This is a genomic window from Parabacteroides chongii, assembly GCF_029581355.1.
GTDB lineage: Bacteria > Bacteroidota > Bacteroidia > Bacteroidales > Tannerellaceae > Parabacteroides > Parabacteroides chongii.
Map to the genome: position 1 here is coordinate 1,379,578 of NZ_CP120849.1, position 13,494 is coordinate 1,393,071.

Here is a 13,494-nt window from a genome sequence, read left to right on the forward strand (position 1 = left end):
AAGGTAAAGCATCGTAAAAATAGACATAAAAAACTATCAGACACAGACCATTTTTTCCATAGCACCCTATATTTTTTACTCAACTATACCTACTTTTTTCACGAAAACAACTAATTTTTCTCCTTCAGCCCCCCATTTTATATCCTTTTACACCCGGGTTTAAACGATGCTAAGACCCGGGTCCCGACACCCTTTACACCCGGGTCTCAAAAAAGATAATTAGTTACTTTGCTGAAAATAAGTCCTATAGACAGGAAGTTTTGTCAGGCAGTTTTATGATAGTATGATAGTAGAAAAATGGAACTATCACACTAACTATCATAGCCTTTACATATTGATATTCAACATATATAAAGCCATAAATGATAGTATGATAATTATATTAAACAATATTGATGTAAAGGAGCCTATTTATTTCTCTATCACCAGCCAGGTATTTCCACGGGCAGGAATAGTCACCGTAATATCTACCGTATAATCGCGATTCAGCTTATAAGTAACCGGAGCATTCTCTTTTTCCCTGATCTTCGCTACATCGGAGATACCGGTGTAATAAAGTGGAAGCCGGATCGTACGGGTGATAGCCTGGTCAGTCGGGTTGAACAACAAGGCAAAGCCTTTCTCCTTGCCTTGCGGGTCCACATGCATGAAGCCATCCCAGTCACGTCCGTCGGCACGGCGCAGGTGGATCAGTTCGCTGTTGAGGATAGTCCGGTATTTCTTGTACCAGTTGATCACCTCTACCACGGCTGCTTTCGTTTCGGGGGTATCGTATAAACGGGGACCACGATAACAAGCCTGTACACCGGCTCCATAGTTCTGGATCATGTGCGCCTTATAGTCGGGGATGTGATCTTTCAAAGGTTCGAGGGTCGCAGCGGCACCACCACCATGATATTGGGTGAGCGGAACGAATGTCCAACACATACCCGGCAGACGTTCCCACAGGCCGTCATACATTACTTGACGTCCCAACACAAGCTGGCGTTCACGGGGAAGCGACCAGTTCACTTCACGATAACCGATACCGACCTTCGTTCCGCCATTCAGCATGTAACCGAAGTCGGGAATATTGGTATAAATGCCATTTTCACACATCCACTGATAAAGGTTTACAATCTGTTGGCGTTGTTTCCACTGGGAGTCTTTCAAACCTTTATGATGGGCATGACTGGTCGAGGCACAGACGTTGCCCGGATAAGAACCATCGTTTTCAAAGACCGTCATTCCTGTCTTCTCGTAGAAAGAGCGTATCTTACGGAAGTAGTCATATCCCCACTCGCTGGAAAGACAAGGCGAACTGCCGAAGATCATGCCTCCGCGCTTCCCTGTTTCCGGGTTAATAACGTCCACTTCGTCGCTGATCCAGCGGCTTGACAACAGGGAATAACCTCCCAGTTCGATACCTTTGGAGTTGGCATATTCGGTAAATTCCTTGAACTTGGCGATGTTCGCTTCACTCTCATCTTCCATATTCAATCCCGAACCGAAGCTGAGGATAACCATCTCATAACCGGTTTCTGCACATTGGTCGATAGCTGTCTTCACCACCTTCGGGTCTGACGATACGCAATGCAGGAAGATCGGGTTTTCAGTAGTCCAGGGAGCGATCTTCCGGTACATCCGTTTCAGGAAAAAACCTTTCCGGTCACGGTCGTCGCTGTCGAAAGGCATCAGCCAGGTACGAAAACTCCGGAACTTGCCACCGGCAGCAATATCTTCATCCGGTCCCATCGGGAGCTTTACCTCCAGCAGGCAGGGGGTGAGCAAGGGGTAGTTACATTGGGAGGTGTAACGCGGATCGGTATTCCAAAACTCAGTACGGTCGGCTTCCCGTTCAGTGAATCCTAGAAACGCCCAGTCACTTTCGACATGGATATTGGGTTTCAGGAATTGTTCGGGGCGTTTGGCTTCCACCGGAGATTCGGGTTCCGCCATAGCCAACTGCTCCAGGGTGAACTCGTCGAGCGTAATGTTCATGTCACTCTCGTTTTCTATCTCCATCCATTTACTGATACAGGGGATACCGTCATACAAAGCATAATTCAGTTTTACCTTTACGCCTTTCAGGTAATCCGGTCCTTCGAGATAAAAAGAGAGCACCTTACCCGTCGTTTCACCCGGCTTTACCAGCGACCAGCGTTTATTCGCCCAATCGATACGGGGAGTCAACTCAGTGATATCGAATCCTGTCACCCGGAACGAGTTCGGCAGGATGGTCAGACTGTCGACCCATTTGTATTGCGTATATCCGTATTCAAACTGCCCGTCGAGGCCGCCTAACGTATATACTTTATCGTCTATCTTTAGAATACCTTCATTGCTGACGGCACGCAATAGACTTTCGCCAGTCATCTGATTAATCAGATCGACCGTTGCCAAATTGGGGAAGATACGGAAGATACGACTTACCAAGCCGTTGGAAAGAACGATATCTTTCCCGTTATGCGTCTGATAAACGCCAGCTTTCACGCCTTCAGCATCGAGCAGCCAGTCCTTTTCGGAACGTGCCACTGGCAGATGAATGACAGGCAATTCGACAATCTTGTTCTTCAATTTCTTTTCTACTTCCGACGGCATCGTTTCGACGGCTCCTTTGTAATCGGCATTCACCAACGACGGCTTGATTTCGAAATAAGAGAAAACTGGATCGATCCAGTCGGCATGATCACCGCTGGCACCGTCACCACCGTCTTCCACAATCAACTCCAATACATCCACACCGGATACATCCAGCGATATGTCGCGCGCCTTTTCACCACTACGCACCATTCCGCTGTTATACATTTCCTTTCCATCACCCATCAGGCGGAAAATAACGCTGCCTTTCCCCAGCGAGCCGTCGCCGGAACCTACTCCGACAAACTGTTTCTTTCCACCTGCACCGTCCGTACGGTAGAACAGCATGGTGCCGTCCGTCATCGGTATCTTATTAAAATCTCCATTCTTATAATCTATAGACTGGTCGTTCACTCCAATCTTGCAGGTAAATGTACTGGTCTTTTTCCGTAAACTCAGCTTGAACTTACTACCTGCCTGAACACCAATACCGCGCTCAAACGACTTGCCGGCAATCGTTAGACGCTCACCAGTCACTGCCGCATTCTTCATAGGCGAACCATACTGCTGATAGGCCAAAGATAAATCCATATCTGAAAGAGAAACAGCATCCTGCGCATGCACTCCCCCGCTCAAGAACAAAAGCCCTCCAACAAGGGCAAACAAAGAAATTGTCTTTTTCATGATAAAGTCAGAATAAATATAAGTTCCCAAAGATACAGAAATATATATCCGAGGGTGCTATGATTTTTCGATTGTTTTTATTTTCCGGCAATTCTCTTCAATGGAATCTGTACATTAAAACACCCTCCATCTGTCCGGGGATTTATGTTGATAACCGAGCAAGCTGCATATAATATCTGCGGATTGCCTATATCGTCTAGCAGCAACTGCGGACGCTCCAGGCGATCTACCCGAATGGTATCGCCGGAGTTCAGTATCAGTTCTTTTTTGAGGAATTGAGAATGTTCGGGCAGCAGCCAGTCGATACCGTCTTTCGAATACATAAGGGCCAGCGAGGGTTCTCCTTTCGTAAACTTCCCGGTAAAGTCTTTGAATATGGCATAAAAGAGCTGATCATCCTGACTATACCAGACATAAGGATCTTCGGCAGATAACTTTCCACCATCCGTTGTTTCCACAGTAAATATCTCACGGTCGAGAGGAACGAACGGTCCTGTCGGTGAGTCGCTGATAGCCACTCCGTGCACCCCCCGCCAAGTAGGGTCATAAATATTCCCCTTAAAATAAAGCAGATACTTCCGGTCGGACGGACGGTAGACGACGGAAGGATTCACTACGATAATATTATCCGGCAACGGTTGCGTACCCTTCGGAGAAGGATCTACGATAGCATCCTCCTTCACCCGGGTGCGGGGAGTCAGTAAAGGCTGAGTGGAATGTGTATAATCTCCATTCAACAGCTGGTCGAATGAGTCGAACACAATCACGCCGATTTTCAAACTCTGCTGAATACGGCTACGTCGGTCAAGCTCACCGGAAGAGCAGCGGATAGGAACCAGTCCGATAGGATCTGCCCCACCTATATAATACAGATAATATTTGCCATCAAACTTACGAATATGCGGATTATGCACGGTCTGCGCATCCCAGGAAGAGGTATCGGGAGCATATCCGTCCTGATTCAAAAAAAATCCGAGGAAATGATACCCTCCGTCAGGGTTGTCAGATACGGCCAGCCCCAACTTGGAGCCTAGCACCCAAGCATCGGAAAAACGATACGTTCCCGTCTCAAACCCGGCAAAAACCAGATAATATTTACCATCTTCCCCCTGAATAGGAGAAGCCCCCCAAACGAAATGATTATCTACCTGAAAACAAGAATGTCCGGCTACTCGCGAACTATCAGCCGATACGATCTGTAAGTCAACTGCCTCCGACCGATACCGGCAGTCCTCTTCCGGAGACAAAGACCGGCAACTGCTGCCCAGTAGCAGGCCGATCCATGCTATTATGAATAAACTCCTTTTTTTCATTTTCCCCAATCCTTATTCGGCGTATCTCCCAGCCATAGCTCCAACAGTCCTCCGTTTGCGAAAGCTGTGTGAGGTATCCGGAAAGAATTATACTCTTTCCCGTTCAGACGGGCACGCTGGATATAACAATTTGTCTTCGAGTTATTATACGTCTTTATTTTAAAGGTTCCTCCCTGATAATAATCCGGATCCAGCGAGATAGTCACCTCATCGAATACAGGGCTTGTCAGATCATATTGCGGATCGCGGGAAGAACCGCCGTCCAGTGCAAATAATCCGATCGCCATCAGAGAGCTTACTCCGCCCATCTGCCCCTGATCCTCATCATGTCCGCCATACCCTCTGTCGGGAGTTACCGCCCCATAAGCCTGCTCTTTCACACGGCGTACCCAGTATTGGGTCAGCCAGGGTTTTCCGGCATGCGAGAAGACATGAGCATTCGAGCATCCCGGCTGGTTCGCATAACTGACATAGCCGCTGCCGTATCCATAGACAAAATCCGTCGACTCCGACTCCCTGAAAGCAAAATCCAGCTTACTGCAAAGACTGTCGTTCCCTCCCATCAGCTTTGCCAATACAGGGATATCGTGCGAAAGTCCGAACGTCGCCTGCCAGGCGTTAGCCTCCACATATCCGTTTCCGCTCAAAGGATCGGTATGCAGCCACTCACCGTTGGCTTTCTTCGGCAGGATCAGTCCCAGTTCCTTATTGAAAGAAGCCGGCCAGCCTGTAGCCCGTTTATGGAAGTAGTTATAATCTCCTTTCTTTTCCATTTTAGCGGCCATTTCAGCCAAAGCCCAGTCCTCGAAAGCCCACTGGATGGTCAGACCGGCATTACCGGGACAATAGCCGTTACGGACATAGAAGTCCAGCTCCTTATCCATTCCCAATGCCAGCATTCCTCCTTTGGAATGATTTCGTTTCATAGCCTTGAAAGCCTTTTGCGGATCCCATTTCCGGACAAGTCCTTTCTGGAAAGCACTCGTGATAAGAGAGGTAGCAGGACATCCGGACATGATATACGAATATCCGCCGGCACAAGGTCCGCGGGGAAGCAGGTTTCCATTCACATCATACTCCAGCAGAGAAGCCGCAAAGTCATCCAATACGGACGGATAAGCCAGTCCCCAAAGCGTATTCAGATTCCACTGTGTCAACCAGAATGCATCCGAGTTGTACATATGATGTTTCACTTTTCCCTGTCCGTCTTTCTCCAGCTGACGCACATGGAAACGGATATTTTTCGTCTGTGCCCCTTCCCGGGTTCCATCCGTATAATCCGGATATTCGCCGTTGGCATCGTCCAGTTTATGCCTTCCCAGTAAAGAGTGCCATAAGTCTGTATAGAACTTCATCTGCTGATCATGACTGCCTCCTTTCACGTCGATCCGGCCTAACCATTCATTCCATTCCTGCTGGGATGCCTGCCGTACCCGGTCAAAATCCCAATGGTCGCAATCCTGCTTCAGGTTATCCCAGGCATTCTCCGTGCTTACGTAAGAGATAGCCACCTTCATCTGCAACTGTTCCCCCGACTGGACGCTGTAATTTGCTTTCACGCCGGAAACAGGAGCATCATGGTAACTCATTCCCGGATTTCTCGGCGTACTCTCTTTTGCTCCCTGCAATTCATCGATATCTTTGAACTGCTTCGAACCTACCCAGCCATCCAGTGACTGAAAAGGCGTATCGAATGTAACGGCAAAATAGATCCTGACCACATCGGGCCCTCCCCACAAGCGTCCGGTCGTATCAAAATATCCATCCACAGCATGAGTTCCTTTTTTATTGACGTGCGCATTGACCATGGTCGAAGTCCCGACATAACCGCCGAGGTTCAGCAATATATCCGCCACGTCTTCTTCCGTATAAGTGAACCGGTAGAAGCTGACACGATCGGTAGCCGTCTGTTCCACCCATACGTTATATTTATCCAGAAAAAGTCTGTGATAACCAGGTTGAACGATCTCCCCCTCATGCAGGAAAGGAGATTTCCAGGCTTGTTCGCCGCCTGTCGGGTCTACCTCTCCCGTCACCGGCATCACCGTCAGCCCGGAAAGCATCCAGCAATGGATCTGCGGAAAGCCCAGCACTTCCGAAGAGTTGTAATTGTAACCGCCGCCGTACTGATTTTTATTTCTCGTCAGCGGTGCAGCTCCTATCATCCCATACGGCTGATTGCCTGTGATAAAGAAAAAATAGCGTCCCCGGGCAGTCTCGATATACGGATTGACCCAGGATACATGATCCGTATAATCTTCAGGAGAAGGAAAGACCTCGATCTCCGAAAGACCGACCTGCGTACCGGCAGCATCCGTCACTTCGAACCGTATCCATTCCACTTTCCGCGATTCGAACTCGATCTCTTTGGGAGTTCCGTCATTCGCCATCCCCCAGACGTTGAGCTTACTACCGTCACTGAAATGCAACACGCCTCCGGCAATATGTGCCTCCATAGACGGCCGGTCATATAAAATAACTTTATTGATATTCACGGGACGTTCCCAGTCCAGCTGTATCCAGGGATAATCGATCTGCCCCCAGAATGTTTCGGTACTGGCAGACACCCATTCGCCTTTTCCCTGTACGCGTATCACTCCGTCGGTCGCCTTTGCCGCATCATGACCGGCATCAATCGAAGAAGAGGCCGATGCCCGTGCCTGCGGGGCGATATTATAGGGCGTTGCCCGGCATATAGCCGGACAACAACCTAACAACATAATAAATAGTGATAAGAAACATATCTTTTTTCCCATATGGTAGTGCATGATATTTAATACAAAAATAGACTTTCATATTCCTTCCGGAAATAGCAAAAAATTGCCTATTCCGTGGATTATTATTGTTTACCGCTTACAGATATACGCGCAACAAAGCCTCCTCCCGACATCAACTCCTCTTTTATTCGATGTCCGGAACGCACTTTGCTCTTCTTCACCTCTATCTGCTTCCGATTGCCGGGGGCATCCGAAGCTATCTCTATCAGATATTTTCCTTTAGGCAAAAAATTCAGCTTCGCATCAAACGTGCGGGCTGTTTCTCCGTTGAGAACGGTCAGATACCAGACATCTCCCTTCCGCCGTGCCAAAGCAGCCAACTGACCGATCTCGCTTTCCGGCAAAACGATCGTTTCATCCCAGGTTACCGGTACACTTTCTATGAATGACCGACCCGGGCACGACAGCATATCTTCCATGTCTGCCGCAAAGATTAACATCGGGGAAGTGAACATATAGATCGATGACAACTGATGTCCAAAGGTCACAGACGGATGACAAAAGCCGCGGAAGTTCAAAGGTGTATAATCGGCAGCTCCTACCAGCCAGCGGGTAAACGGCAATACCGTATTATGATAAGGCCAGGGCGGACCCGGAGCCCAGCTATCCTCTCCGCCAACACATTCCAGTCCTCTTACAGCTTCTTTCGCCAGTAGGTTCGGATAGGTATACGAGTCGCCGGTCGGTTTATTTACACCATGAAAGATAACCATGAGTTTCTCTTTGGCAGCAGCTTTCAGAATATTCTCCATCAGATTGACCGTAAAAGCATTCTCCGTATGGAAAAAGTCGATCTTCAGACCTTTCACTCCTACTTCCGCACACTTCTTCATAAAATCGGCACGCTCTTCCGCATCTACCAGACCCACATCTGATTTATTTCCAAACCGGGGAGACGAAGAACGCCATACCCAAATATCCACATTCTTTGCTTTGGCATAATCGACCAGGTCTTTCAACATCTCCCACTTGGTCCGTCCGTTTGCCTCTTTTTCCGTTTGCTGCCACAACTCCCAGCCGTCGTCCACCACAACAGACTCAATACCCAGTTCGGCACACCCGTCTACATATTTTTTATGATTGGCAACACTCAGCCGGTCATTGCCTTCCACCAACCAGGTAAACGTCGCTCTGCCGGGTTTGATCCAGTCGGTCTTCGCCCCATCCGGGAAAAGCGTTTTATCCGGCTGGTCGGATACCTGAGCGATAATCCGGTTATTCACCAGGCCATTTAGATCTTTAGCCAGCATAAGAACGCGCCAAGGAGTTACGATTTCCTGACTCCGCTCTTTCGGAGATGCAATCCACGGGACATTACGAACTTCTTCATGCCAGAATTTTGTAGGTGGAAGGCCGGTTATTATCCCCGTTTCCATATGTCCTTTATTCTCTACATAACCGAATTGTACCTTGTTCGGAGCTGTTCCAAATAGTACGGCTCCATGAAAATTGAACAGATTCGCTTCCGTGATTGCTGCATAAATCCCATTCGGCAGATGGAAAGTGGCAGGCGGCGCCAGTAGTTCACCCTCTATACGATCGGTCTCCCGCTCCTGGTACTCTTGTAACCAGCCATATTGGAAAGGGCCGCTGGCATACCAGACTTTCGTCTGTGACGGAAAGATAAATGATGTTTCCTCTCCGTAAATACAAACTGGTTCCTCTGCCGGGATACGGTAACGCAAGGCAATCCCGTCCGGGAATATTCGGATATCCATATGAAAACGACTTCCATCGGCTTGCTGTAACTCATAGACAAGTGTATTGTTTTCCTTTTTTTCCTTGTTAAGCAGCTGAACGTCTTTCCCCAGCTGACGGTGGTCGACATTCAAACCCAAAGGGGCTTCCCGGATAACTGAGTTTTCCTCATAAGAGACATCCAGCACCAATTGTTTATCGGCATTCGCCTCTACTTTCAACTTTACAGGGGTAGCACCAGACATGGCATCAACTCCCTCTGCATTCTTCCCTTTTACGAGCTGATTAACACTTAGTAAAAGTAGTGCTATCACTAGAATTTTCGATACATGATTATTCATCTTCAGTTATATTAGGGTTCCAAACTTTGAAATGGTAAAAATAGGAAACAAATCCGGTTGAGACTTTTATAAAATACGAGATTTATTTTGCATAATCCGAGATTAGAGATACTAATTACATTTTCACTCTAATCCCGAATGTATGATATTTTAGATTTACATCTTGATCACCGAAGAACTATTATTTCTATCAATATTTATTGAGATGTCATAAAACGGAAATTATAATCACTGAATGACCAGACTTTAGCCCCTTCTGGAATGACGGCTTTTCCCGTTTTATTTCCATCCGCATCTACATCTACTTTCAGAACAATACGGGAAAAATCACCTTTTTCATAGTCAAAACTTTTGCCGTCATCATCATACAAATTATAAGAAGAAGAAGTTTTACCATAATGACGTACTTCCAGCGGTAGCTTTTCATCCTTCACCTTTGTCACAGCAGGCCACAAAGGGATAATCCCTCCTTCTTTCACATACACCGGAATTTTTGACAAACCGGGAGAAACAGTTATCACCTCACCTTCTCCAGCAAATTCTCCTGTATAAAAATCATACCATTTACCTTGTGGCAGGATTACCTGGCGTTCTTTTTCTCCTGCAAATAAAGGAGCGATAAGCAGGCTCGGACCTACCATAAACTGGTCCTTCACCTCTTTCCTTACAGCCATCGCATACGGATTAGCAGTTGCATCCAACACCCCTTTTTCTGTTTGCGAATCCGCCTGATAACCTTCTTCCAGATTCATAGCACGAATAGGAGGAGTCCCTTCAAAGGCATAATCAGCAAAAGCAGTATAGAGGTAAGGGATTAGTTGCATACGTAATTGTGCGATCGCACGCACCTCTTTTTCCACTTCCGGAAAACTCCAGGGCTTCGTTCCATCTGCCCAGGCATCCAATTGAGCCACAGGAGAAAAACAAACTGTCTGCATCCGTCTTAACCACTCTTCCCCCGTCGCGGAAGATCTTACCTCCGGCGTCCAAAGAACACCGATAAAGGAACTGTTTATCAATGCTGTTATAAAATCACGATGGGCATAATAGTCGTTATAAATAACATAAGGATACGAGCTGGTCCCTGCATTCCCGGCACGAACCAATCCATACGTTCGTGTATTGCGTTTACGGAACATGTCCATCGTAACACTCTGCATCATCGAACCATATATCTGACGCATCTGCTCCGCCGATATTCCGGAAGGGAAAGATGCGACATCCGGCCAAAGCCATGAATCATAGCCATCATTTTCATCCATCTTATATCCACTGACACCTTTATCCAGCTGATGCTTCTCAAAATGCTTCACCATGATCTTCTGTGCTGCTGGCATCGAATAATCGGGAACAATCCCACACCATACCGTATGCGACCCGGTATAGGGTTCGATTTTACTGTACAGCTCGCCATCCGGTGAGATATAAGGATTAATCCATACATTCGTTTTTATATGCTGGTCATTCAAGCCTTTCACAAAATTATCCGGATCCGGGAAACGGGTGTTGTCCCATTCGTAGGTACACGGATAAGAACGGCTCATCCAGCCGGGTTCAAGTCCCACCACACTTAACGGAAAACCCCGCTTTTCAAACTGAGATACTTCTTCATTGACTTCTTTATCGGAGAACAAGGAAGGCACACGATGCCAAAAACCAAGCCCCCACCTCGGAGGTAATGCCCCGCCGCCATTATACAAATTAAAACGACGTACGACATCCAGCATAGTCGGCCCGGCAAACAGGACAACCTCAACCCCTTCTGCAGGAACCAGGAACTCCAGATTATCCGAATAAGGTTGGGCTTCCCAATGCTTATCCGTATTCCTATCCCTAATGACTGGTGGATTTTTACTGTCTTTCCGCACACTCGTACCCACCCAGGTATCAATATAACGGGCTGAATTTATAAATGCACCATACCCTCTCGACGAAACAAAGAAAGGAACCGGTGTATGCGTACGCCCATCATCTTTTCCAGTATAATGATCGACATGCAGCCGCATAATACGTCCTCTTTGTTCAACCGTCTTGAAATTCAGCCCTAGACCGAATATCTTTTCCTCCTTTTCAAGCGGGAAACGGATATAGGTTTTTCCGTCTACTACTTCAAAAGTGATATCTTCCCGAGATATAGGTAAGGAAGCTTCCCCCATTTTTCCGATAGCATCAAGTTTGGGAGTTATATTCAATTCACTCAGCAAGTTCACCTTCTCAGGAGTACCTACAGATACATTCCATACCCCTGCAGTCTCTTCTTTCCACTCGACTCCCCCTTTTCGTTGAGGAGAATTATTACATGCACTCAAAATACAAAGAGTACAGATTACTACAAAATATTTTCTCATATATCCTATTTAAAAGAAGGCAGAAACACAGGTCCCTGCCTTCTATAATTATAAAATCAATCTAACGGGTTGAATGTACCACCGCTCCAGCCTTGTGTCTGCTCCATCTTGGAGTTCGTTTCCAGATACTTGTTAGGTATCGCATAGAAATAGTAGTTATCTTTAAAATCAATAGCAAAGTTCTTATCCAGAATAACTAGCGAGTCTCTGAAGTAAGTAGCATAATTGTTATCAAAATCAGCCGTATCCTTTATCTTATTGAATTCTTCCTCCGGTATATTCAACTTGGGCAGAACCCCATGACGGACTTTCCCGTTCAATTCTGCCTCAAACAAACGTCGGCGGCGCAAATCCCAATAACGTTTACCCTCGAAAGACAATTCCAGCTTTCTCTCCAGCATGATCGCATCGATCATTTGCCCTGATGACAGGCCAGTCTTGAGCCCATACATGCCATTATCCCCCGCGAGTATACCAGCTCTTGCCCTGATCGCTTTCAATACATCATAAGCCTCCTCTGTTTTACCCATCATAGCTGCACATTCCGCATAATTCAGCAAAACTTCTGCATGCCGAATCTCAATCCAGTCGGTACTACTTCTTTCCGTATAATAAGATGTATAACTCGGATCAACAGCCTTTCTACAATAAAAACCTGTTGCCGTAGGAGCATTCAACTCAGCACCCACATACGTCCACTGCTTTCTTCCGGCTTTACCGCTCAACTCCCATGTACAGCTGTTATAAGCGATAGTCACATTAAATCGAGGATCTCTGTTTTTCCAATACAAAACAGGATCGTACTCCTTAGATTCAGTAATAGGAACACCTGTTACCATCGGGTATGATTCAACCATTTCCAATGTCGGATGATTAGCCCCTGTATAATTCTGTGCCTCGGACAAAGGACGAGTCGCCGCATTCCATTTGTTTGTAGCTCCCGGTTCCTGGTATCTGCGCCCCCAAATAACTTCCCGGTTCATCTCATCATACCATATCTTTTCATAACTGGCATACAATCCATAGCCGTTTGCTTCCAACTCTTCTTTTGCCTGTTTATTCACTTTATATGCAGCTTCCCAGCGGTCCATCCGGTTATCCGGATTAAACTGAGGACTAGCATAATACAGTAGAACACGCCCTTTCAAAGCTAATGCAGCAGCTTTAGTTGCCCGTCCCAGATCATCACCAGTCCAGCTCCAAGGAAGATTTTCATAGGCATAATCAAGATCTTTAATAATAATATCAATACACTCAGACGTTTTATTACGTGACACCAACAAATCATCCGTAAGTTTCTGAGGCAATAATATCATCGGAACACCACCATAGACGCGTACCATGCAAAAATATCTCCAAGCACGAAGGATAGAAGCCTGAGCCTTTAAACTTGTACAAGTTTCTGTGTCTATCGCCTCATTATTCTCCAACTTTTCAAATAACATGTTTATATTACGAATATCTTCATAATACCAATAATCGCAGGAAGCCGTCGTCAACTGACCATACATCACACCACCACCGCCATCGGCTTCATCCGAGTAAGAGGAATAAAAAATAGAATTCGCACCATCTCCATCTCTGTCTTGTTCTCCTTCCCATTTAGGTAGGTTCTTTTCATACAGTCTGTTTAGGTAAGCTGTCGCATACTTGGCATCTCCCCAAACCTGGTCATCTGTTACAGCTGATAAATCCTTCTTATTCAGGATATCCGAACAACTCACACTCATAGCCAACAGTGAGCCGTATAATAAATATTTGATAGTCATAATAC

6 protein-coding genes are annotated in these 13,494 nt (G+C 46.6%); all 6 read right to left on the reverse strand.

Going from position 1 to position 13,494, the window contains the following annotated elements:
* Positions 1-411 precede the first annotated feature (411 nt).
* Positions 412-3,243, reverse strand: a complete 2,832-nt coding sequence (locus P3L47_RS05410; protein WP_277782937.1) for an NPCBM/NEW2 domain-containing protein — start codon at positions 3,241-3,243, stop codon at positions 412-414.
* 77 nt (positions 3,244-3,320) lie between these two features.
* On the reverse strand, positions 3,321-4,556 hold the full coding sequence (locus P3L47_RS05415) for a glycoside hydrolase family protein (RefSeq protein WP_277782938.1): 1,236 nt from the start codon (positions 4,554-4,556) through the stop codon (positions 3,321-3,323).
* Complete coding sequence (locus P3L47_RS05420; RefSeq protein ID WP_277782939.1) at positions 4,553-7,276, reverse strand: GH92 family glycosyl hydrolase; 2,724 nt, start codon at positions 7,274-7,276, stop codon at positions 4,553-4,555. Before P3L47_RS05420 ends, P3L47_RS05415 begins: the two co-directional genes overlap by 4 nt.
* Before the next feature lie 119 nt (positions 7,277-7,395).
* Positions 7,396-9,372: a glycoside hydrolase family 97 protein gene (locus P3L47_RS05425; protein WP_277782940.1), complete on the reverse strand. Its 1,977-nt coding sequence runs from the start codon at positions 9,370-9,372 to the stop codon at positions 7,396-7,398.
* Positions 9,373-9,569: 197 nt separating this feature from the next.
* A complete protein-coding gene (locus tag P3L47_RS05430) occupies positions 9,570-11,720 on the reverse strand; it encodes a TIM-barrel domain-containing protein (RefSeq protein ID WP_122362125.1) in 2,151 nt (716 codons plus the stop codon).
* 56 nt (positions 11,721-11,776) lie between these two features.
* On the reverse strand, positions 11,777-13,489 hold the full coding sequence (locus P3L47_RS05435; RefSeq protein ID WP_129730953.1) for a RagB/SusD family nutrient uptake outer membrane protein: 1,713 nt from the start codon (positions 13,487-13,489) through the stop codon (positions 11,777-11,779).
* Between the last annotated feature and the right edge of the window lie 5 nt (positions 13,490-13,494).